This window comes from Lentzea sp. NPDC060358 (assembly GCF_042725365.1).
GTDB lineage: Bacteria > Actinomycetota > Actinomycetes > Mycobacteriales > Pseudonocardiaceae > Lentzea.
On record NZ_JBHXCW010000027.1, the window covers coordinates 1 to 20,905 of the forward strand.

Below are 20,905 nucleotides of genomic sequence, written 5' to 3' on the forward strand. Positions count from 1 at the left end.
CGCGTCAGGTTCACGACGACGGGAACAACATCCTCAACACGCTCCATCGCCAGAACCCTCCGTCGGACCGAATTGGGGCCGACGGAACCCTTGGGCGTGGCGCGCTACCAGCCTGGACACGCCCGTCCGGACCAGTTCCCACAAGGGGCCAAGGGTACCGCCGACAGGGACTACATTAGGGGTTAATTAACCCCTAATGCGATAACCAGAACGTGTGAACCTGCCCTGACCTGCGCGTGACTAGGGTGATCACGAGTTCCGCAGCGCGAGGAGGCAACCGGGTGCCGAGCGACAAGACGTACAGGAAGTCCAAGCTGGGCCGCCTGCTCGATCAGCTGCGCAAGGACGCAGGCAAGGACCTCAGCTACCTGGCGAGCGAACTCCGCAAGACCGAGGCGCACCTGTCGAAGTGCCTCAACGGCACGAACCTCCTCGGCTGGGCAGACCTCGGCCTGTACCTCGACCTCGTAGAGGCGGACGAAGACCGCCGGCGCAAGGCAACCGAGTACTGGGAAGACGCGAAGCAGGACAGCACGCGCGTCCAACACCCAGCCGCGTACAACCAGGCTGCCCGCTCATACGCCCGCGCCGAAGCCGACGCCTCAAAGTTGAAGCAGGTGGAAGCGGTCTGGATCCCAGGCATGCTGCAGGTCCCGGAGTACACGCTCGCCCTCCGCGAAGCGGCGCACCTCTTCGTCAACCCGAAGGTCCCCGCCAACCGCACCGTCGCCGCTCGGCAAAGCCGCCAGATGCGGCTACAGGGCGACGCTCCGCTGCAAGCGCACTTCCTGATCGACATCGCAGCTCTCCGCCGCGCAGTCGGCGGCCCTGGCGCCATGTACGCGCAGCTGCTCCACCTGCAGGCGTCCGCGGCTCTCCCGAACGTGACGATCCAGGTGATCGGCGAGGAGGCCGGCGCCTACGCCATCGACGGCGTGACCATCTTGAGCTTCGACGATGAGGACTTCCCGGACGTCGTCTACCTGGAGACCAGGGGAGGCGGCCGATGGGTGGAGAATGACGTGGACGTAGACAAGTTCAGCAACTCGTTCAACGAGATCGCGGACGAGCTGGCCTTCACGCCCGAAGAGTCGCTCAAGGTCATCCGCGACCAGGCTGAACTCTTCAAGGAGAGACTCCAGCGAGATGACGAACCCTGAGAAGACGTGGCGCAAGTCCAGCTACACCGCTCCGGACAACAACTGCATTGAGTTCGCCGTCCGCCAGACCGAGATCGAGTTGCGGGACAGCAAGGACCCCGGCGGCGGGTCGTTCGTCGTAGGCCCGAGCGCTTGGACCGGGTTCGTTGCCCACAGCAAGTCTGGCGGCTTCAGGCATTGAGCCCGTGCACGCCTCTCCGTGCATGAACTACGACGGGCTGGGTGCTCGATCATCAAACCGGTACCTCGGTCGTCAGCTGCAGTGCGCAGAGCCGAAGGCTCGGAAGCGATCTTTAAGCAAGAGGTAAGGCAACGCGCTGCCGTGTGAAGCTCACCTGCCGAGAGGACACAGGTCAGCCCGTCGGCGTGACGTCGTGATTACGCGTTCCCGCTTGCCAAGCAGCATCTGCCACGTCCCTCGCAGTGGGACGGTTTGCGCAGGTGCGCGTTTATGTCTGATCCTCGATCCAGGGGAGCTCTCGAACGGTGCCTACCGTTAGATGTCGGCAACGAATTCTGTCGTCCAACGACGATGTAGTGCTGGGAGAGTCGAGCACCCTCAGGAGCTGTTTGCATTCTTCAACTGTGCCGGATCGCGGCGTGGCAACAATTAGATGATTGTCGATCGCGATGGCAGACTTACCGGTGATCAAAACGCCGTTAGATCGAGCGACAGTGTTTTTGCCTGCTGGACGGGAAGTTCGACGAATGACAACAAAAGGAGGAGTAAATACTCTGCCACTGAATCGTCGACGACGTTTAGGGGCAGTGCTGGTTCCCGACGTTGGAAGGTCACGGGCAACTAGGAAAGGGTAGTTTTTGCCTTCGAGCGGGTCGCGATTGTCTACAACCGTGCCGACTCGCACATCGAACCTATCTGAGACGGTAACGCTGTGATCGACTTTGGGCCACCACTCTACATCCTTGTTGCTCGGGCCATGTGAGCGCACTTGCAGGACCAGCAGAAAAACATCGATGTCGGTATGCTGGTCGAACTGCCCGCTATTTCTCACTAGCTTGACATCTGACTTCGCCTCAACAGCTGCGCGCCACTTTGAGAAGTTGGTGCCGCTCCTCAAGGAGTCAGGCAGGATTGCGACGATGTGGGCGCCATTATCGAGATAGTCGACCGCGTCAAGAAGGAAAATGGCTGCGCTTGATGTGCTGCCACCGGCCCACGAGATGTCTGGCCTTTGTACTGGAACTCTTACATACGGCGGGTTTAGGAGCACGACATCGTGCTTACCGCCTGTGTCGTGCAGGTTCTCGCTAGCATTACCGACCTGGATCTGCGTCAAAAAACCGTCGTAGTCCGAATTCTTCCATCGTGCCGAACCTGTAGCGAGAAGGTGGCGCTTGGCGGCGTGTAGGACGATTCTTCGCTGGGTGGTTTGGATGAACTCCTTGTGAAGATCCCAGCCGGCCAGGTGCGAGTTCCAATTAGCAATCGTTTCGCGAAGTGTCCTTTTGATGGGGAGATGATCGGCAGCAGCTAGGAGAAGGTCACCTGCTCCGCAAGTCGGGTCCAGGTATCTTCTTCCTGGGATATCACGCAAGATTGCGCTAACCTCTGCTCGAAGCGTGCTAGGCGTAAAAAACGCTCCAACGCTGCGGCGAAAATCGAGAGGCAATAGCCGCCGGGCCTCGGCGGCTGAGTGCCCGTCGAGGCCGAGATCGATCAGCTCTGCTCCAATCGGGTGGCCTTGGAGGATGCCTCGAAGCAGTTCATCGAGCCAAACGCGGTGCTCAGCGAATGCTGAACTGCCAGAGGCGACTGCCACAGACTGCTCCCGAGGTTGTCGAAGCCCAGCACGAACCGGCTATGTAACAGTACTGTCGGTCAACGCGCTGTCACATGGTGACGCACCGAGCGCGGTGCGCAGAACGAGGCAGGAGGGGGCCATGCGCGAAGCAACCCTACGGTTCGCCCCCGACATCCTGCGACGCCTCGGCGAAGAGCTCGTACCTCATCCGGATCTCGGAGTCATCGAGCTCGTCCGGAACGCGTACGACGCAGACGCCACGACATGTGTTGTTGAGCTGCTGGATGTTGATCAGCCTGGTGGGACTGTAGTCGTCACCGATGACGGCGATGGTATGTCCCTCGACGACATCATCAGCGGCTGGCTGCTCCTCGGTAAGTCACCGAAGGCTGAGGCCACGCACAGTCGAACTCTTCGGCGAAAAGTTGGCGAAAAGGGCCTCGGTCGACTAGCTGCACTTCGTCTCGGCCGCCAGGTCACGCTGACGACGCGCCCGCGGGAGACTCCCGGAGTTGAGCACGTTCTTAAGATTGATTGGGATGCCTTCGATGCGGTTGATGCTGTCGAAGAGGTCCAACTAAATATTGAGACATCGAAGACCGAGTGTGGCCAGGGCACGCGCATTGAGGTAACAAACTTAGTCTCAACTTTCGAGGAGCGTGACGTAGAGCGACTCGCGCGGGCACTTGTATTGCTTACGGGTCCGTTCGCTGCTCCTGACGTGTTTTCCGTGCGGCTTGAAGCGCCAGAGTTTCAGAAACTGGAAACGCTGGTTCAGCTCAAGTATTTTGATGAAGCCGAGTATGTCATTCGCGCTTTCTTGGATGAGAACGGTCAGGCGAGTGCGTCTCTCCATGACTGGCGCGGCGCTGAACTAGCTGTCGGGGATCATTTCGACGTTAGTTCGGCTAGTCCGGCTACACGCGGCGAATCGACGATGCGGTACTTTGCTCCTGCGGCCGAGTTCGAGCTCTGGACGTTCAACCTCAGTGCTGAATCTTTCGTGGTCCGAAACTCGCGCCGCAAGGTCGGCGAAGTGAGAGCTTGGCTCAAAGCAGTCGGCGGTGTGCATCTATACCACCGATCTCTCCGAGTGCACCCATACGGAGATGAAGGGCACGACTGGCTTGAGATGAACCTGCGAAGGGTTCGAAGCCCTGAAGTGCGACCAGGCACTAACACGTCGGTTGGTCGGATTGCTCTAGATGATGACGAGCAGCAGCTCAAACCCAAGACTGACCGCATGGGATTCCTGGAAAACTCGGCATTTCTTGAACTAGCCAAATTCGGGCAAAACGTCTTGGACTGGGCTGCATCGCAACGCTTGCAGATTCGTGAAAAGCGTCGACGGGAAGCGAAAGATCAGGCGGAGTCGGAGACGAAATCTGCGTGGGCAAAAGTTGAGGACACGATTCGCGCGCTGCCGGCACCGCAGCAACGGGTTGTGCGCGAAGCTACGGATCGACTTCGTCAAGCCTACGACGAAAAGGTTCAAACAGTCGAGAATGACTTGCTTCTTTACCGGACTCTGGCAACCGTCGGTACGACTGCGGCTGTATTCGCCCATGAGACAAAGAACCCTGTTGATCTGATTCAGGTTGCCTCTCGCGCACTTGCTCGTCGGGCTAGGAAGCTCCTAGCCGAGGTTTACGAAAGTGAGCTTGCGGAGCAGGTCGGAACAATTGACGATGCAGCAGAGTCGCTTCGAACCTATGCGGATATTCCGCTGCGCCTCTTGCATCGAAGGAAGCGTCGTGCGCAGGTCGTTGCAGTCAATGCGGTGATCGAAGACCTGACGAGCATGTTTACCCCGCATTTGGAACTCGCTAATATTCGTACTGAGCTTCAATTGGCTGGGGATGGTCCAGCGGTCCGAACCACTGTGGCCTCTATTGAGGCGATACTCGCGAACCTGCTCGCCAATGCCGTCTACGCCTTTACGCATCCGCATGAGAATGGCACGGATTCACGGATGATCGTCGTGCGCACGGAAACTCTCGATGAGTCCGTTGTGCTATCCGTACTCGACAATGGTCCCGGCATCGATACATCGCGGATGGCACTGGACGAGATCTGGCTTCCCGGGAGGACCACTCGGGAAGACGGCACTGGATTGGGTCTTACGATCGTCAAGGATATTGCAAGGGACATACAGGGTGAGGTCCACGTTAAGGCTCGGGGTGAGCTCGGTGGCGCGGAGTTCATTATTGAGCTGCCTCGGACAATTGACTAGAATTAGCTATAGCGTCGCATTGCGAGAAGCGAACCGAGGTGGTCGTTTTGCCGGTCTTGGATAGGCCATTGCGGATTGGCGACCAGGTGGCGGTTCTGGACGATAACGCGAAGGCGGCGAACGCTCTGCGTTGGCTGGTGGACGAAGCCGGCTTTGACCCCATCCTCATCAAGCCGAATCCTCGCGGCGTTGAAGAGATGGTTAAGGAGATTGTAGAAAAGGCAGCTGCCGCGATTAGCGACCACCGTCTAGGGCACGCTGGGCCTATCTCGTACTCCGGCGCCGAGGTTGTGGCCCGCGCAAACGTGGTCAGAATTCCCGCCATCCTGATTACCAGCTACGCGAATAGTGACGAGAATACTACGATCAGGCAGTGGCGGTCGGGTATTCCGCAGATGTTGAATCGCGGCTCCGAAGGCAATAGTCCGGATTTGATTACCCAAGCGCTCGCCATTGCGGATGATGAGCGCCGTGGAATCTATTTGCCGCAGAGAAAGGCATATCGCACCGTAGTGCGGGTCGAAGACACGCGTGATGGGCCTGACGGGTTGATCGCTGAGGTTGTGGTGACGGCATGGCGACCACAGCAAACAGTGTCTATTCCGGTGTCACTCATCGGAGACTTGGTCAAGGGTATTCCTCCACGTCGTCTCAAGAGACGCCGTTTCATGGCTGAGGTCAATATTTACGCTGAAACTGCCGGTGAACTCTTCTTTCGGGAGTTTGAGCCAGCGCCAGATATCCCTGAAGATTGGCTGCCGACGGTATGACGGATCAGCTGCCATTAGAAGTGGCGATTCTGGATGTGGGCCATGGTAACTGTGCTGTCATACGGGACGGTGCCCGCAGCGTGGTCGTGGATATTCCTCGTACGCCGCGTGTCGCTGCGGCGCTAGTGGAGAACGGTTGCGACTCGGTTGTCCACCTTCTCTTGTCTCATGCGGACGACGATCACATCGGTGGCGCTGCCAGGCTGATCAGCAATGATGAAGTCAAAGTCGGAACTTTGTGGGCGAACCCTAACGCTATCCAAGACTCTGAGACGTATATAGATCTACTTACGGTGGCACGGGATAAGTTCAATCGCGGAGAAATTTTATTCAAGAGCAACCTGAACGTCGGCGCTAACGGTGACCTCGACTTTGATAGAGTCAGGATCGAGATCATCCATCCAGATGTGTTTCATGCTGGGATTGGGCCGACGCGAGGGCGGCATCGGCTTGGTTCGATAAGTAGCAATCGGATGTCTGCGGTTCTGAGGGTGCATCTTGACGGACTTCCGGCGGCATTGCTACCTGGCGATATTGATAGCAAGGGGTTTGAATCGATCATTAATCGCGATGTTGACATCAGCGCGCCTATCCTCGTTTTTCCGCATCATGGGGGCGGTGCCAACACGCGGGACGAGCGTAATTTTGCTCGTGCTCTGTGTGAGAAGGTTGCTCCAGAGCTGGTCGTGTTCTCTCTTGGTCGCACTCGGTTCAAGAATCCGCTGCCCGATATCATTACGGGTGTTCGAGAGGCTGTTCCTGGTGCACACATCGCATGTACGCAGTTGAGTACCCGTTGTCACCCCGGGTCGGATCTTTCTGATGAGCAGGAGCATCTGCTTGCGAGCTGGCCTTCATCAGGAAAAAACGGTAGGTCGTGCTGTGCGGGCACCGTTGTTGCTGAGTGGCAGGACGGCGGACTCTTGTATCGGCCAACTCGTGCTGCTCATCTTCCTTTTATTTCGGCAAAAGTCAGTTCTCCTCAATGCTTGGCCAACGGCTAGTCGTTCGCCGGTGTCATCCTTGGCGGCGTGCGGGCAGTATTCGCGCACGAGGTGTTGGCGAGACGTGCAATAGGCTATCCGACATCGACGAATTATCGCAGATCTCAGTCGACGTCTTGGCTCAAGTTGTTCGGAAGAATGGCCTACTTGAATGGATTCCATTCCAGCCATGTCGCCACGCCGGCGACAGCAACGACGATGGTTGCGGCTCCTACAATCATCTTTCGGTCGCGGATCCACTGGAGGATCCCGCCACTGGACTTGTCAGATGTCGTTGCGGCTCCGGTCACGTTCACGACAGCCCCTTGACTAGCAGATTGCCCAGAGACGATCGTGATGGTGTTGCTGTCACCAGTCACGGTAAAGCGTGTGGTGGCCTTGTCGACCATCTCCTTCGTCGGCACGTCCTCGTCCTCGGGCAGTGCATCGGCCAGCTCGGCAACGATGTCGGCCAATGCCGTACGGATGTTGCTCACGACGTTGACCAACGCTGACCGGCTCACGCTCCAATAGAGCGCGGTGTAGCGCTGGTAGGGACGTGGATTCTCCTCATTCATCAGCGCGGCTATGGCCGCCGGGTTATACGGCGATAGCTGGATTGAGGTTTTGTCGGTGCGCGTTGCATCCTCAAGTTCGGCAACGCCTTGTGTCAGCTTGATCCACTCGTTCTGGCCTCGATCACGTAGTGCTTTGGGTAGCTGCCCCGGCGTGATGACGTTGCCCGTCCAGAGGTTGTTGCCGGCGATGCCGTCAACACAGATGGTTCCGGCGACGTGGCGGTAGACCGGGATCTCATCGTCGTTCTTGTAACCATGCAGTTCTTGACGTGCCCAGTCTCGAAGCTTCTGTGACTTGCTCTGCCCGCCGAGAAGGATGCAGGTCTGTAGCAGATGCGCCGTTGACACGCTCTGGTCAGCCAGGTCGTTCTGCAACCTCGTCAGCAGGCCTTCGTGGGTCCTCGCCATGCCGCAATTGTCTTCCTGCCGCTAGGCGGGTTACCACGGAGACGCGCCGAAGAGGAGCTGATACCGGTCTTCTGCGGCTCGACCCTTGCTGGGGTGAGCCGCACATCCACGATCAGCGGCCGGATCGCTGCGGTCGTCGCATCACCGCATGAGGCGCGAACTCCGGCCAGGGCGACGCGCCGCGTGGGCCGCACCGCGCCCAGTCGGTCCGGTACGGGTGCACAGGAGTCAGAGTGACCAGTCTTGGCGCGTCAGCGGGCGTCACCGCTACGGCGTCGACGGCTATATGTGATCGGAACGCTGGCAGATATCTGCAGTTCGCGGCAGGTGCGCGTAGGGGAGGGACTAGTACGTACCGTGTCGGGGGTACCACCGTTCATCACATAGATCCGCCCTGTGACCAGGCAAGTCCCGGTCAGGCGATGATCTTGTAACTCCTCGTGACACCGGGTCTTTCCGCGTTGTCGCGAGCGTTCCGCACCTCGCCAACAGCCGTATCGAGGCGCCGTCGGCATCTGTGTTCGTGATCACAGCCAAAGCGGTGTTGCTGCGCTGGTGGAGCATTCCGTGTTCAACCATCACCGATCAGGTAACGCTCGATCGGGCGAAGTGCGATCTTGTGATTACTGATCGTGTCGATGGCCTGGAGTGGTCCCATGCGTGAGCTGCTGCGTGACGTGCTGCTGTTGCAGCCCGAGTGGACCTCCAAGAACACGCCCGCGATGGAGCAGCGCGGGCGTCTCGTCCGGAAGCACGTGGCGAGCTGGTTGCAGGAACGGTTGCCTGGTGTGGGACGAGCGGCGTCGGTCGCGATCGACGACTGGAAGGTGGAGGCGAAGGACGCCACCGGTGCCAAGTCCGAGATTCCGTGGGCGCGGGTGTGTTCGGCGGGACGCTCGCCCAACGCGACCAAAGGCTGGTACGTCGTCTACCTGTTCGGAGCACAGGGAGATCGTGTCTACCTGTCGTTGAACCAGGGCACGACGCGCTGGGAGAACACGGGTTTTCCCGCCCGCCCCGCAGCGGAACTCCGGCGGCGAGCGGACTGGGCGCGAGACGTGTTGGCGACTCGGCTGCAGGCGCGCCCCGATCTTGTCGAAGCGATCGAGCTCAAGGCGCGCAGGTCTTCTCTCGGACCCGGATACGAAAACGGGAACGTCGTGGCGTTCGAGTACCCGTTGGAGGGGCTGCCTTCAGATGAAGTGCTTGCCGCTGATCTGACGTTTCTCGTCTCAGCGCTCAGCGAGCTGTACGAGATCGAGGCGCACGCCGTCGATGTTCCGGGAGAGGTGGCTCCTGAGATCGCGGATGCGGAGGTCGAGGCCGAGCGCTCGGCGGGAAAGGCGCGGCGAGGGCGAGGGCTCCGGCTCAGCGTGGCGGAACGCGTCGCGATCGAACATCGCGCCGTGGCGGTGGCGACGGCGCATCTCAGGGAACAGGGGTACCGGGTCAAGGATGTCGGTGCCAAGGAGTCTTACGACCTCGATGCTCGGCGCGCTGAAGAGCACCTGTTCGTCGAGGTCAAGGGCACCACGACGACCTGGTCGGACGACTCCGAGATCATCCTGACCAAGAACGAGGTCGACCTGCACCTGCGCGAGTACCCGAACACCATGCTGATGGTCGTCAGCAGCATCGTGCTCGACCGGTCCGTCACGCCTCCCGCAGCATCGGGCGGCGAACTCAAGGTCATCCACCCGTGGAAGGTCGAGGAACCCAACCTGACACCCGTGTCCTACCGGTACCTCGTCGGGAAGTGATCACCAGGTCGGCCGGGCCGTCACCCCGCCGTCCACCACCAGGTCGTGCCCGGTGATCCACCGAGCCATGTCCGAAGCCAGGAAAACACAAGCATCACCCACGTCGGAAGGAGTCCCCAACCGCCCCAGCGGCGCCGCGGCCTCCCACCGGGCCACGCCCGAAGGCCACTCCTCCGCGATCCCGGGCCGCGCGATCAGCCCGGGCGAGACGGTGTTCACGCGGATGCCGCGCGGCCCGTACTCCAGCGCGGCGGCGCGGGCGTGCATGATCAGGGCGGCCTTCGAGGTGGCGTAGTGGGCGTGGCCGGGGGCTGGGAAGCGGCCTTCGATCGAGGCGATGTGCGTGACCGAGCCGCCTGCGGGGAGGACTTCGGCGGCTGCCTGCGTCACGGCGAACGGGGCGGTCAGGTTCGTGTCCACAACGGACTGCCACTGCTCGATCGTCATGCCCGGCAACGGTTCCACGGGTTGTACGCCCGCGCAGTTGACCACGGCGTCCAGTGCGCCGGCTCGGGCCACCACTTCGGAGGCTTGCGTGCGGAGGTCGCCGTCCTCGACGCCCCGGTGGTGGACGACGTGGGCGCCGGCGGCGGCAAACCTGGCCGCGATGCCCGCTCCCACCACGCCGCCGGCGCCGGTCACCAGGACGACCTTGCCACTGAGATCGATCACGAGACGATGCCTTCCAGTCGCGAACGGAGCCGGTCGACGATCTCACCCCGGCCTGCCGCGAAGCCGTCCGCGCCTACCTGGTGGAACGCGCCGCCGGACTCGCGCACCAGCACCGCGCCCGCCGCCACGTCCCACGGGTGCACGCCCAGGTTCGCGGCCGCGTCGGCTCGGCCCGCCGCCACCCACGCGAGGGCCAGGGCCGTCGAATAGATGCGTCGGACGTCGGCTTCCTGCAACAGCCAGTCCAGCAACGCCATCTCGCCCACGTGAGGACTGCCGGGCAACGGGATGTCGGTCAGCACCAGCGGGCGCGGGGAGACGCCGGGGGTGATCGTCAGGCCCGTCGAACGCACCGAGAAGGGCACGCCCGCCGCCGCCGTGAACAGCTCCGAGCGGAACGGGTCGAGCACGCAGCCCGCCACCAGGTCGCCGTCGACGGCCGCGGCCACCGAGATGCACGACAGCGGGAGGCCGCGCACGAAGTTCCGCGTGCCGTCGATCGGGTCGACGTACCAGGTCACCCGCGCGGTCGACGCCCCCAGCTCCTCGCCGACCACCGCGGAGCCGGGGGCGCCGGCGGTCAGCCGCGTGCGCAGGAACCGCTCCACCGCCAGGTCGGCCGAGCTGACCTGGTCGAACTCGCCCTTCGCCGCGACGTCGACCTCGGCCGAGTGCAACAGCGAAGCGGCGTCGGCGCACGACTGGGCGGCCAGCGCGAGAAGTTCCCCGGGAGTCACGGACGCCATTGTGATCGGTCACAACCACGACCGGACGACTCTGGGCAACGTCCTACCCGCGCCGGTGACGAGAACCACCACGATGAGCTGACCTGACAACGACGTTGGAGGATCAGGATGCGGATCTTGGCCGGGTTGGTGCTCGCGGGGACGTTGGTCGCCGGAACAACCGCCGCGCAGGCGGACACGCTCGAGTACGTGGCTCTGGGCGACTCGGCGGCGGCCGGTCCGCTGATCCCGGACGTCGACCCGGCGTTGTGGTGCCTGCGGAGCAGCGATCGCAACTACCCGCGGGTGGCGGCGAGGATCCTCGGCGCGCGGCTCACGGACGTCACGTGTTCCGGTGCCACCACGGACGACTTCGCGCAGAGGCAGTTCGGGTTCGTCAAGCCGCAGTACGACGCGCTCAAGCCGACCACCGACCTCGTGTCGATCACCATCGGCGGGAACGACGTCGGGCTCGTGCAGACCGCGCTGGGCTGCATCAACCTGCTGCCGCACCCCGTCGGGCTCTCGTGCCGCGACCGGCTCACGGCGGGCGGCACCGACCGGGTCGCCGCCGAGATCGCCCGGTGGGCGCCCGAGTTCGGTGCGGCGCTCGACGAGGTCAAGCGGCGGGCGCCGAAGGCGAAGGTCCTGGTCACGGGGTACGGCACCTACATCCGGCCCGGCGGCTGCTACCCGGTCCAGCCGATCTGGGCGCGCGACGCCGACTACCTGCAGGGCTCGGTCGACCTGCTCAGCGCCACCGCCAGGGCCGAGGCGGCCGAGCGCGGAGCCACCTACGTGGACCTGGCGGCCGTCAGCGCCGGGCACGACACCTGCGCCGCGCCGGCCGACCGGTACCTGGAGGGGCTGGTGCCGACGACCGTCGCGGCCCCGTTGCACCCCAACGCGGCCGGCATGGCGGCGTTCGGCGCTACGGTCGCGCGCGCCGCGCGGCCAGGGCAGCCGTCAGCAGCGTGACGTGCTCGACCCGCGTCGGGTCCAGGCCGGTCAGCTCGGCCACCCGGCGCAGGCGGTAGTCGACGGTGTTCGGGTGCACGTGCAGTTCCGACGCGGCGGGGCGGCGCGACCCGCGGCGGAGGTAGACCTCGAGCGTCTGCACCAGTTCGCCCGTCAACGGCGCGACGATCGCGGCCAGCGGCTCCAGCGCCGCGCTCGGCCGGGACAGCTGGTACTCGAGCAGCACGTCGGTGAGCCGGTACAGGCCGGGACCGGACCGCAGCGCCACGGCGAGCACCTCGCGGGCCAGCACGGCGGCGGACGCGACCTCGGTGGCGGTGGCCGCGACCGCCGCCACCGTCAGCGGCACGCCGGCCGCCCGCGTCACGTCGGCCACGACGCGCTCCACCGGGACGTCGTCGCCCGGCAGCAGCGCGAGGCCGCCGTCGGGACCCAGCGACGACAGCACCGGCTCGCGGCTGTGCCGTTCGAGCTCCGCCCGCAGCCGCCGCAGCTTCCGCCGGGAGGCCACGGACGCGTCGACGGAGTCCAGCAGCTCGTCCGGGTGCGGCGGCACGTGCAGGGCCAGCACGACGTGAGGTCCCGACGCCGCAACGGTTCCGGAGAGCAGGCCCGCCAGCAGCGCGGCACGGGACGAGCGCTCGTCGTCGACCATCGTCTGCCGCTCGTCGAGGTAGCCCGCGCTCACCACGGGCGTCACGAGCTGCAGGTAGCGCAGGGCCAAGGCGTTCAACGCGAGCACGTCGCCCACCTCCTCGGGCCGCGCCTCGGGCACCAGCGCCTCCCACACGACCTGGATGCCCACGTGGTACGCCGTCAGCACCACGTCGATCGGCACGCCCTCCTCGGCCCGCCTCGCCGCCGACTCGCGCAGGAAGCGCAGCTCGTCCTCGGAGGGCAGCTCACCGGACGCCAGCACGGCGGCGAAGGCCCGCAGCGTGTGCTCGGTGACGCGGTGGATGTCGCCGTCGAGCTCCTCCGCCGGCAGCTGGGCGTAGCCGGGCACGCGGTCCACCAGCGCCTCGATCACCCGCCGGGCGAACCACGGCAGCTCCGCGACCAGCCGGGCGGCGACCGGGCGGCCACCGATCACGTAGGACATCCGGTGATTCTGGCCGATCTACAGCTCGACCACCGTGCCGTCGAGCGGCACCTCGACGCCCGCCGCGCGCACCGCGGCCGACTCCGGCGACTCCGGGTCGAGCAACGGGTTGGTGTTGTTGAGGTGCGTGTAGAGGCGCCGGACGGACGGGAACCGCCGCAGCAGTGGCAGGCTCTCCACCACGGGCAGGTGTCCCATGGCGGCCTGGCCGGACGCGCTGCCGGTCGCCGACCCCATCTCGGAGGCGCCGTGGAACGTGCCGTCGAGCAGCAGGCAGTCCGCCCGCTCCACGACCTCGTCGAACCCGTCGGGCCACGAAGCCAGGCACGGCGCGTAGACCAGCACGCCCCCGGTGGTGAGGTCCTCGAACGAGTACGCCACCACCCACGGTCCCTCCACAGTGGACGAACGGGCGTACTTCGGGCGCTTGTCGCTGACTCCGAACGCCGTCACCCGCAGCCCGGCGACCTCGAACGGCGACTCCACCGGCAGCCACTCCAGCGGCGCGTAGCCGTCGACCACCGTGCGCAGGTCGAACTGGTCCCGCAACGCGTGCAGCACCGCGCCGGGCGCCCGCACCGCCAGCCCCGCGCCGCCGCGCAACGTCAGCAGGCCCAGCGCGTGGTCGAGCTCGGCGTCGGTGAACAGGACGCCTCGCAACGGGGTCTCGCGCGGCCCGGGCCCTGGGTTCAGCGACGCGCACGAGGCGATCTGCGTGCGGAGGTCGGGCGAGGCGTTGACGAGCCACCAGCCGGAGCCGTCACCGGTGATCGCCAGGCAGTCCTGCGACCGCGCCGGCAACGCACCGGACCGGGCGCGCACGCACAACGGGCAGGCGCAGTTCCACTGCGGGAACCCGCCCCCGGCCGTCGTGCCGAGCAGTACCGCCTTCACCGCATCTTCCTCATCTCGATCGCGGGAGCGGCCGTGGACTCCAGGATCAGGTCCACCGTGGAGCGTGCAGGCGACAGCGAGCAGACGGGGTCGGTGGCCGAGGCGTCCCCGGTCAGCTGGAACGCCTGGCAGCGGCACCCGCCGAAGTCGACCTCCTTGCGCGCGCACGACCGGCACGGGTCCCGCATCCAGTCGAAGCCCCGGAAGGCGTTGAACGACGGCGAGGAGTGCCAGATGTCGTGCAACGACGAGTCGCGCACGTTCTCGACCTCCAGCGAGGTGATCACCGAGGCGGCGGGGCAGGGGAGGACGTCGCCGCCGGGCGCCACCGTCAGCTGTCGCGCACCCCACCCGTACATGCACGGCTTCGGGTGCGCCTCGTGGTAGTCGGCGATCACGTAGACGATCTCCATCCGCCCGCGCAGCCGCTCCTGGGCGGCGGCCACCACCGGGTCGGCGCGGGCGAGCTGCTCACGGGTCGGCAGCAACGCGGACCGGTTGCGCAGCGCCCACCCGTAGTACTGGGTGTTGGCGAGCTCCAGGCGGTCGGCGCCCATCTCCTCGGCCATCGCGACGATGCCCGCGACGTTGTCGAGGTTCTGCCGGTGCAGCACGGTGTTCACGGTCAGCGGCAGGCCGAGCTCGCGGACGAGCCCCGCGGCCACCACCTTGCGGTCGAACGCCCTGATGCCCGCGATCCGGTCGTTGCCGGCGCGGGTCGCGTCCTGCAGCGAGAGCTGCACGTGGTCCACGCCGCGGGAAGCGAGGTCCCGCAGGCGTTCGCGCGAGAGACCGACGCCGGACGTGACCAGGTTGACGTAGCAGCCGAGGCTGTTGGCGTGCGCGACCAGCTCGGGCAGGTCGTGGCGCAGCAGCGGTTCACCGCCGGAGAGGTGGATCTGCAGGACGCCGAGCGAGCGGGCCTGGTCGAACACGCGCAACCAGTCCTCGGTCGGCAGTTCGGCGTCGCGGCGCACCAGCTCGACCGGGTTCGAGCAGTAGCCGCACTGCAACGGGCACCGGTGGGTCAGCTCGGCCAGCAGGCCGAACGGGGCCTCAGCCATCGACGTCCACCACCCTCCGCTCGACGAGCCGGTCGACCAGCGACGCGACGTCCGACGCCTCGACGCCGTCGTACTCGCCGGCCAGGGCCAGCGCGATGTCGCCGACGGAACGGACGCCGTCGCACAACGCCACCACGGACGCGGCGGTCTCGTTCAGCACCAGCACGCCCTCGGGGAACAGCACGACGTGAGCCGACCGGATCTGGTCGTAGCTGCACCTCACCCCGCGCCGGATGCGCGGCACGGCCTCGGCCCTCACGGCTTGCCCGCGTGGTAGTCGACGGCGTCCAGCACGGCCCGCAGCACGTCGCACTTGAACGACAGGGCGGCGATGGCGGCCAGTTGTTGTTCTCTGGTCACGGAATGCTCGACCACGATGTCCAAAGTGGCCTGTCCTTCACCGGCGACGGCCCGGATCCGGTTCGTGAAGTAGGCGAACCCCTCCTCGGCGATCCACGGGTACTGCTCCCGCAACGCCGCGAGCCGCTTGCGCATCAACGCACCCGAGAACATCTCGGTGAGCCCGGAAGCGATCGCGACGACCCACGGCTGCGTGCGGGCGAAGTTCACGTAGGCGTCCACGGCGAACCGCACGCCGGGCAGCACGTGCCGTTCGTCGAGCACTTCGTCCCTGGTCAGGCCGACTGCCTCGGCCAGCCGGATCCAGTTCTCGGCGCCGCCCTCGCCCGGCCGCGTGCCGTCGTGCCAGACGATCCGCTCGCGCCACTGGCGGCGGATGCCGGGCAGCGGGCAGTTGGACAGGATCGCGGCGTCCTTCTGCGCGATGCAGCGCTGGTAGTACCAGCGGTTCGCGGCCCACGCCTGGAGCTCGTGCTTGCTCAGCCGGCCTTCGTGCATGCGCAGGTGGAACGGGTGGCTGTCCCAGTACCGGGGTGCGAGGGCGCGCAGCTCGCCGACGAACTCCCCGTGGGCAACGGCGGTCATGGAACTCCTCGGTCGCAGGGAAACCGGGCGGGACGGGGCCGGGGCTCCCCGGTGGGAGGCCCCGGCGCGGGATCCGGCGTCAGCTGCGGGCCGCGTAGGCGGTGACCTCCATCGGCGTGTCGAAGTCGCGGAAGTCGGGCTTGACCCACTCGCGCTTGACCTCGGGAAGCTTCGGCTCGGTGGTGGCGACAGGGTTCATGCGCAACTCCTCGGGTGTCCGGCCTGCGGGCCCGGGAAGGGCTCGAGGCGCTTTCCGTGGGGGGTGCGGCGGCGAACCTCACGGTAGGACGTCCAGACTGCCGAGGTCCAGACCGTACAGGAAGTTACCTGTAGTCATCGGGTGGAACCCCAGGTCAGCGGGTAGATCATCGGGCAATCGTCTTCATTCGACGAAATACATCGGATGACCTTTGCCGGTTACTGCGATGTGTGATTGGGTAACCACGCCCTGCAACTCCGCCGCCGAAGCCCGAAACCTCACGAGCGGACCGTAAGGAGAGCACATGCGTGCTCGTCGTATCGCAGCCGCGGCAGCCTGCACTGCCCTGGCCGCCAGCCTGTGCGCCGTGCCGGCCTCGGCGCAGGACGACCCCGCGCCGCTGGCGGAGCGGACACTCGCCACGAAGCTCGACATCCCGTGGGACATCGAGTTCCTGCCGGACGGCAGCGGCATCTTCACCGAGCGGGACACCCTCAAGATCAAGAAGATCACCGGCACGACCGTGACCGAACTGGACACGGTGGAGGCGGCCCAGACGACCGGCGGCGAGGGAGGCCTGCTCGGCCTCGCCGTGTCGAAGACGTTCGCCTCGGACAACTCCGTCTTCATCTACTACTCGACGGCGAGCGACAACCGCGTCGCCAAGCTCCAGCTCGGCGGGACGCCGCAGCCGATCGTGACCGGCATCCCCAAGAACCGCTACCACAACGGCGGCGGCCTGGAGTGGGGTCCGGACGGCTACCTGTGGGCCACCACGGGTGACGGCCAGAACACCGCCAACTCGCAGAACTGGAACTCGTTGGGCGGCAAGGTGCTGCGCTTCGACGCCGCGGGTCAGCCCGCCGCCGGCAACCCCCGCGCGGGCAGCGTCGTCTACTCGATCGGCCACCGCAACGTCCAGGGCATCACGTGGGTCGGCACCACCGCGTACGCCACGGAGTTCGGCAACAACCGGACCGACGAGCTCAACCGCATCGAGGCCGGCAAGAACTACGGCTGGCCGACGTGCGAGGGCAACTGCAACGTCGCCGGTCTGACCAACCCGGTCGTGACGTGGCAGAACAGCCAGGCCGGTCCGACCGGCGTCGCCCTCTACAAGAACGCGCTCTACGTCGGCGCGGTGACCGGCCGGCGCGTGTGGAAGATCCCGGTCAGCGGCACCGCGCTCGGCACGCCGCAGGCCGTGTTCACGAGCTACGGCCGGGTGCGCGCGGTCGCCCCGGCGCCGGACGGCACGCTGTGGCTGGGCACGTCGAACCAGGACGCCAACGGTTCGCCCGGCTCGACCGACGACCGGATCATCTCGACCGACGGCTGACCGGCCGGCGGAGTCACCAGTTGCGGGCTGCGGGCATCCGGCGGAGCTGGTCCAGCACCGCCGGGTCCTGCAGCTGCATCCACTGGATCACCTCGGTGTAGGTGGCGCACACCGTTTCCGGCTTGTCGCACACGTACTCGAGGAACAGTTCCATCGCGCTCGAGAACGCCGACCCGTTCCACTCGTTGAAGTGGTTGCCGACGACGATCGGCGCGCGGTTGCCGTTCAACGCGGCCTGGTGCACCGACTTGTAGGTGTCGAAGACGATCTGGGTGAAGTCGGGCGCGCGCTCCGGCTGTTCCTTCGCCCCGTTCAGCGAGTACCAGAGGTTGAAGTCCATCATGACGACCTGCTTGCCCAGCGCCGGGACGCGCACCTCGGGCATCGGGAACTCGTACAGTCCGTTCTGGACGGTCGGCCACTGCACGCCGAGCGCCACCTTGCTGGTGTCGTAGACGAGCCCGTGCGCCGCCATCGCCGGGAAGGCCTGGCCCCAGTTGCCCTCCAGGCACGGCGTCCGCCCACCCCGGACGGCGCCCTCCGGCAGATTGAGGCCGGCGGCGCGCGCCTTGTCGACGATCATCTTGAACTGGTCGAGCTCCGCGTTCCAGGCCGCGTTGTCCCACTTGTCGACCGACGGCTGCGTGCCGCCGGAGCAGAAGTGGCCGTTGTAGTGCGTGCCGATCTCGTGGCCGTCGGCGATCACCTGGTTCAGGTAGCCGATCCGGTTGGTGATGTCCTGGCGGGTCCCGCCGAAGTCGATGTCGGAGACGCCGCGCTTGAGCCCCGCGGGCGGCTGGTACTGCATCTTGTCGAGGTCGGCCAGCATGTAGACGCCGGACAGCAGACCGGTGACGTGTGCGTTCTTCTCCTTGGCGATCGGCAGGACCTTGTCCCAGTGCTGCTTCGACACCGCGCCGTCGAAGGAGAAGAGCACGAACTGCGGCGGCTTCTCGCCGGGGGCGAGCTTGTGCATCCACGGCTGCTTCTGCAGCTGCTGCTGGGTGGGGGCGGGCACCGTCGGTGTCGGCCCCGCGTCCTTGGGAGCGGGCAGTCGCGGCGCCATCGGCAGTGGGCCGGCTTCGGCCTGGGTCCCCGCGTCCTTGTTCGGCCCGAGAGTCATCACCAGCACCAAGGCCAGTGCGAGCGCCACGCCCGTGGTCAGCCATCCCCAGCGTTTCACACTTAAGGAGACGACTGGTCACCCGAAGGGGTTGCGCGGAGTCGAGAACTGGTCACGCCACGGGTTCGGCGATCACGACCCGGTTGGCCTCGTAGCCCTGCTGACCGCCGATCCACGTGCCGCCGCACGTGACGAGCACGAGCCGGTGCGGGCCGCGAGGGCCGAAGAACTCGACGGCGCGGGCGGGCAGCTCTTCCTTGCGCACGGTCTCGATCTGCTTGATGCGGAACCGGAACTCCTTGCCCGCGCTGTCGGCGATCACGACCTCGCGGCCGTTCTGCGCCTGCCACAGCTCCGCGAACGGGCCCTTCGCGCCCCTCCAGTCGACGTGCCCGGCGAGGACCGTGGCACCTTCGGCACCGGCGAGCTCGGTGCCCCACCAGGTCGCCTCGCCGATGCCGTCGGGCACGGGCAGGACGCCGTCCTTGACCTCGCGGCGCACCAGCGTGGCCGAACCGCCCGCGGGCAGCCGCACGGACCCGGGACCGGCCTTGGGCGGCGCGGGCTGCTGCTGTTGCGTCGCGGGGGGCGGGTCGGCCGGCTTGGCGTTGTCCGTGTTCGCCCCGCCGATCAGCCCGGTGAGGTCGGCACCGCGGCCGGTGCTCAGGCTGTCGGCGACCGGGCCGGGACCGACCACGGGGATGTCGTCGGCGACCGCGCGGCCACCGACGACCTCGACCTCGGACGTCGCGACCAGAACGCCGGCGGCGGCGATGCCCGCCACCAGCGCACCGGTCAGGAACGCCCGGGAACTGCTCACTGCCTGCGCCACGCCAGGAAGCCTGCCAGCGCCGCACCGAGCAGCACCAGGCCACCCACCCCGAGCATCAGGCCGGGGCGCAGCTGCGTGTCGAACGACGCGGTCGCGACCGGCGTCTGGCCCTCGGTGCCCGCGGGGATCGTGCTCGGCACCACCGGCGTGTTCGGCTTGTTCACCATCTCGAGCGCGAGCGTCTGGCCCGCGGCGAGCGTGCCGCACGCGGACGGCGGCGCCTTCGGGTCGAAGAACTCCTCGTAACCCTTGGGGGCGGCCACCTCGACGAGGCAGATCTCCTGCGGGGTGCGCAGGTCCGGCACCTCGACCGTGCCGTCGGCGCCGGTCTGCAGCACCAGCGGCTTGCCGTCGGTGCCGACGAGGTCCGAGTCGTCCTGCTTCTTCGCGGGCGAGGCCTGGTCCTTCGCCGTGACGCGCAGCGCGACGCCCGCGATCGACTTCTTGGTCTCGGAGTCGATCTTCGTGATCTTGACGGCGCCCGGCGCGGTCTTGGCCTGGCCGTTGGCGTTCGCGTTGAGCTTCTTCTCGCCGCCGGTCGTGACCATGCGCTGCATGTTGTCCGTCTGGATCGGCTGGTGGACGACCGGCCGGTCGGCGGGGGAGTCCGCGACGGCGGCGATCGACGGCTTCTCGCCGGTCGCGACGACCTTGATCGCGGCGGGGCTGCCGTCGGCGCCCGTGGTGGCCTTGCCGGACGTGCTGCCGTCGGGCAGCGTCGCGTCGGTCAGCGTGAAGTCGATCGCGCCGTTGGGCACGCCCTGGCCGTTGGCCTTCACCAGCGACACGGTCCAGGTGGATTCGGCACCGATGATCAGCGGTTCCTTCGGCGCGGTGGCGCTGAGCGCCCACGGGCCGCGGTTGGCCTCGGCGTCGGCCTTGATGCGCGCGACGGTGTCCAGGACGGACTGCGGCAGGCGCGCGGCGTAGAACGGCGCGTCGTAGGCGAGGTACTTCGGGTCGGTCGTGTCGAGCCGAACCTCCCCATCCGGTGCGGAAGTCCAGCTGTGCAACAAGTGCGCGAGCGCGGCGGCCTCGTCCGGAGACTTGGTCGTGGAGTAGCGCAGCAGCAGGTAGGAGATGTTCGCGGCGATGTCGGGAGCGAGGTCCTTGCCCGCCTTCGTCCGCAACGCGTCGCCCTCCTTGTACCCGACGCTGCTGTCGGGGGCGGGCAGCGCGTACTGCACGCACCACACCTGCTTGTCCTGCCAGATGTAGGACCCGTGCCATTCGCTGCCCGGTGTGGCGTTGGGCTGGAGACCTGACGCGTTGTGGCCGATGCCCTTGACGCCGACTGCTGTCGCCGTCGCGGGAACGGTCAGGAGCGCGAGCCCCGAGACCATCGCCACGGCGGCCAGACGTTTCCAGCCCATTGTG

The 20,905-nt window shown here is 65.9% G+C and carries 21 protein-coding genes; 8 read left to right on the forward strand and 13 right to left on the reverse strand.

Annotated elements, in window-relative coordinates; genetic code table 11:
* The first annotated feature begins 281 nt into the window (after nucleotides 1-281).
* Complete coding sequence (locus tag ACFWGZ_RS08565; RefSeq protein WP_382450845.1) at nucleotides 282-1,160, forward strand: helix-turn-helix domain-containing protein; 879 nt, start codon at nucleotides 282-284, stop codon at nucleotides 1,158-1,160.
* Nucleotides 1,147-1,341 (forward strand): DUF397 domain-containing protein, encoded by a 195-nt coding sequence (locus tag ACFWGZ_RS08570; RefSeq protein WP_382450846.1) that lies wholly within the window; start codon nucleotides 1,147-1,149, stop codon nucleotides 1,339-1,341. Before ACFWGZ_RS08565 ends, ACFWGZ_RS08570 begins: the two co-directional genes overlap by 14 nt.
* A gap of 268 nt (nucleotides 1,342-1,609) precedes the next feature.
* On the opposite strand, the gene ACFWGZ_RS08575 is transcribed toward ACFWGZ_RS08570, so the two are convergent.
* On the reverse strand, nucleotides 1,610-2,941 hold the full coding sequence (locus tag ACFWGZ_RS08575; protein WP_382450847.1) for an N-6 DNA methylase: 1,332 nt from the start codon (nucleotides 2,939-2,941) through the stop codon (nucleotides 1,610-1,612).
* Nucleotides 2,942-3,062: 121 nt separating this feature from the next.
* Here ACFWGZ_RS08575 and ACFWGZ_RS08580 point away from each other — a divergent pair, with 121 nt between their 5' ends.
* From ACFWGZ_RS08580 to ACFWGZ_RS08590, 3 genes are read left to right on the forward strand one after another with little or no spacing between them, the layout of a single operon-like run.
* Nucleotides 3,063-5,156: an ATP-binding protein gene (locus ACFWGZ_RS08580; RefSeq protein ID WP_382450848.1), complete on the forward strand. Its 2,094-nt coding sequence runs from the start codon at nucleotides 3,063-3,065 to the stop codon at nucleotides 5,154-5,156.
* Between the two features lie 47 nt (nucleotides 5,157-5,203).
* Complete coding sequence (locus tag ACFWGZ_RS08585; RefSeq protein ID WP_382450849.1) at nucleotides 5,204-5,926, forward strand: hypothetical protein; 723 nt, start codon at nucleotides 5,204-5,206, stop codon at nucleotides 5,924-5,926.
* Nucleotides 5,923-6,930, forward strand: coding sequence for a ComEC/Rec2 family competence protein (locus tag ACFWGZ_RS08590; RefSeq protein WP_382450850.1), 1,008 nt, complete (start codon nucleotides 5,923-5,925; stop codon nucleotides 6,928-6,930). Before ACFWGZ_RS08585 ends, ACFWGZ_RS08590 begins: the two co-directional genes overlap by 4 nt.
* A 143-nt stretch (nucleotides 6,931-7,073) precedes the next feature.
* On the opposite strand, the gene ACFWGZ_RS08595 is transcribed toward ACFWGZ_RS08590, so the two are convergent.
* Complete coding sequence (locus tag ACFWGZ_RS08595; RefSeq protein ID WP_382450851.1) at nucleotides 7,074-7,895, reverse strand: hypothetical protein; 822 nt, start codon at nucleotides 7,893-7,895, stop codon at nucleotides 7,074-7,076.
* Between the two features lie 656 nt (nucleotides 7,896-8,551).
* On the opposite strand from ACFWGZ_RS08595, the gene ACFWGZ_RS08600 reads away from it, so the two are divergent.
* Nucleotides 8,552-9,655 (forward strand): MrcB family domain-containing protein, encoded by a 1,104-nt coding sequence (locus ACFWGZ_RS08600; protein ID WP_382450852.1) that lies wholly within the window; start codon nucleotides 8,552-8,554, stop codon nucleotides 9,653-9,655.
* Here the strand turns inward: ACFWGZ_RS08600 and ACFWGZ_RS08605 are convergent, their stop codons facing one another.
* Together ACFWGZ_RS08605 and ACFWGZ_RS08610 are read right to left on the reverse strand one after the other, a co-directional pair.
* Nucleotides 9,656-10,327: an SDR family NAD(P)-dependent oxidoreductase gene (locus ACFWGZ_RS08605; protein ID WP_382450853.1), complete on the reverse strand. Its 672-nt coding sequence runs from the start codon at nucleotides 10,325-10,327 to the stop codon at nucleotides 9,656-9,658.
* Nucleotides 10,324-11,064 carry an inositol monophosphatase family protein gene (locus ACFWGZ_RS08610; RefSeq protein WP_382450854.1) on the reverse strand — a complete coding sequence of 247 codons (741 nt, stop codon included), beginning with the start codon at nucleotides 11,062-11,064 and terminating at the stop codon, nucleotides 10,324-10,326. The genes ACFWGZ_RS08605 and ACFWGZ_RS08610 overlap by 4 nt, the downstream gene beginning before the upstream one ends.
* Nucleotides 11,065-11,181: 117 nt before the next feature.
* On the opposite strand from ACFWGZ_RS08610, the gene ACFWGZ_RS08615 reads away from it, so the two are divergent.
* Nucleotides 11,182-12,030: an SGNH/GDSL hydrolase family protein gene (locus tag ACFWGZ_RS08615; RefSeq protein WP_382450855.1), complete on the forward strand. Its 849-nt coding sequence runs from the start codon at nucleotides 11,182-11,184 to the stop codon at nucleotides 12,028-12,030.
* Here the strand turns inward: ACFWGZ_RS08615 and ACFWGZ_RS08620 are convergent.
* The 6 genes from ACFWGZ_RS08620 to pqqA form a co-directional block, all read right to left on the reverse strand.
* Nucleotides 11,984-13,132, reverse strand: a complete 1,149-nt coding sequence (locus ACFWGZ_RS08620) for a PucR family transcriptional regulator (RefSeq protein WP_382450856.1) — start codon at nucleotides 13,130-13,132, stop codon at nucleotides 11,984-11,986. The genes ACFWGZ_RS08615 and ACFWGZ_RS08620 overlap by 47 nt on opposite strands.
* Before the next feature lie 18 nt (nucleotides 13,133-13,150).
* Nucleotides 13,151-14,026, reverse strand: coding sequence for a pyrroloquinoline quinone biosynthesis protein PqqB (gene pqqB / locus ACFWGZ_RS08625; RefSeq protein WP_382450857.1), 876 nt, complete (start codon nucleotides 14,024-14,026; stop codon nucleotides 13,151-13,153).
* Nucleotides 14,023-15,090: a pyrroloquinoline quinone biosynthesis protein PqqE gene (pqqE, locus tag ACFWGZ_RS08630; protein ID WP_382450858.1), complete on the reverse strand. Its 1,068-nt coding sequence runs from the start codon at nucleotides 15,088-15,090 to the stop codon at nucleotides 14,023-14,025. The genes pqqB and pqqE overlap by 4 nt, the downstream gene beginning before the upstream one ends.
* Nucleotides 15,083-15,349, reverse strand: coding sequence for a pyrroloquinoline quinone biosynthesis peptide chaperone PqqD (pqqD, locus tag ACFWGZ_RS08635; protein WP_382450859.1), 267 nt, complete (start codon nucleotides 15,347-15,349; stop codon nucleotides 15,083-15,085). The genes pqqE and pqqD overlap by 8 nt, the downstream gene beginning before the upstream one ends.
* Nucleotides 15,346-16,035, reverse strand: a complete 690-nt coding sequence (gene pqqC / locus ACFWGZ_RS08640; RefSeq protein WP_382450860.1) for a pyrroloquinoline-quinone synthase PqqC — start codon at nucleotides 16,033-16,035, stop codon at nucleotides 15,346-15,348. The genes pqqD and pqqC overlap by 4 nt, the downstream gene beginning before the upstream one ends.
* Before the next feature lie 79 nt (nucleotides 16,036-16,114).
* Nucleotides 16,115-16,234, reverse strand: coding sequence for a pyrroloquinoline quinone precursor peptide PqqA (gene pqqA / locus ACFWGZ_RS08645; protein ID WP_382450861.1), 120 nt, complete (start codon nucleotides 16,232-16,234; stop codon nucleotides 16,115-16,117).
* A gap of 304 nt (nucleotides 16,235-16,538) precedes the next feature.
* Between pqqA and ACFWGZ_RS08650 the strand changes: the two genes are divergently transcribed.
* Complete coding sequence (locus tag ACFWGZ_RS08650; protein WP_382450862.1) at nucleotides 16,539-17,573, forward strand: PQQ-dependent sugar dehydrogenase; 1,035 nt, start codon at nucleotides 16,539-16,541, stop codon at nucleotides 17,571-17,573.
* A gap of 13 nt (nucleotides 17,574-17,586) precedes the next feature.
* On the opposite strand, the gene ACFWGZ_RS08655 is transcribed toward ACFWGZ_RS08650, so the two are convergent.
* The 3 genes from ACFWGZ_RS08655 to ACFWGZ_RS08665 are packed head-to-tail and all read right to left on the reverse strand — an operon-like array spanning nucleotide 17,587 to nucleotide 20,901.
* Nucleotides 17,587-18,756, reverse strand: coding sequence for a polysaccharide deacetylase (locus ACFWGZ_RS08655; protein WP_382450863.1), 1,170 nt, complete (start codon nucleotides 18,754-18,756; stop codon nucleotides 17,587-17,589).
* Nucleotides 18,757-18,808: 52 nt separating this feature from the next.
* Nucleotides 18,809-19,528, reverse strand: coding sequence for a class F sortase (locus tag ACFWGZ_RS08660; RefSeq protein ID WP_382450864.1), 720 nt, complete (start codon nucleotides 19,526-19,528; stop codon nucleotides 18,809-18,811).
* On the reverse strand, nucleotides 19,513-20,901 hold the full coding sequence (locus ACFWGZ_RS08665; RefSeq protein ID WP_382450865.1) for a collagen binding domain-containing protein: 1,389 nt from the start codon (nucleotides 20,899-20,901) through the stop codon (nucleotides 19,513-19,515). Before ACFWGZ_RS08665 ends, ACFWGZ_RS08660 begins: the two co-directional genes overlap by 16 nt.
* Nucleotides 20,902-20,905: the final 4 nt, after the last annotated feature.

Coding starts and splice junctions, on each gene's coding strand:
- ACFWGZ_RS08570 (WP_382450846.1), top strand. CDS start 1,147: ATGACGAACCCTGAGAAGACGTGGCGCAAGTCCAGCTACACCGCTCCG.
- ACFWGZ_RS08580 (WP_382450848.1), top strand. CDS start 3,063: ATGCGCGAAGCAACCCTACGGTTCGCCCCCGACATCCTGCGACGCCTC.
- ACFWGZ_RS08615 (WP_382450855.1), top strand. CDS start 11,182: ATGCGGATCTTGGCCGGGTTGGTGCTCGCGGGGACGTTGGTCGCCGGA.
- ACFWGZ_RS08665 (WP_382450865.1), bottom strand. CDS start 20,901: ATGGGCTGGAAACGTCTGGCCGCCGTGGCGATGGTCTCGGGGCTCGCG.
- ACFWGZ_RS08595 (WP_382450851.1), bottom strand. CDS start 7,895: ATGGCGAGGACCCACGAAGGCCTGCTGACGAGGTTGCAGAACGACCTG.
- ACFWGZ_RS08650 (WP_382450862.1), top strand. CDS start 16,539: ATGCGTGCTCGTCGTATCGCAGCCGCGGCAGCCTGCACTGCCCTGGCC.
- pqqC (WP_382450860.1), bottom strand. CDS start 16,035: ATGACCGCCGTTGCCCACGGGGAGTTCGTCGGCGAGCTGCGCGCCCTC.
- pqqA (WP_382450861.1), bottom strand. CDS start 16,234: ATGAACCCTGTCGCCACCACCGAGCCGAAGCTTCCCGAGGTCAAGCGC.
- ACFWGZ_RS08590 (WP_382450850.1), top strand. CDS start 5,923: ATGACGGATCAGCTGCCATTAGAAGTGGCGATTCTGGATGTGGGCCAT.
- ACFWGZ_RS08620 (WP_382450856.1), bottom strand. CDS start 13,132: ATGTCCTACGTGATCGGTGGCCGCCCGGTCGCCGCCCGGCTGGTCGCG.
- ACFWGZ_RS08600 (WP_382450852.1), top strand. CDS start 8,552: ATGCGTGAGCTGCTGCGTGACGTGCTGCTGTTGCAGCCCGAGTGGACC.
- pqqE (WP_382450858.1), bottom strand. CDS start 15,090: ATGGCTGAGGCCCCGTTCGGCCTGCTGGCCGAGCTGACCCACCGGTGC.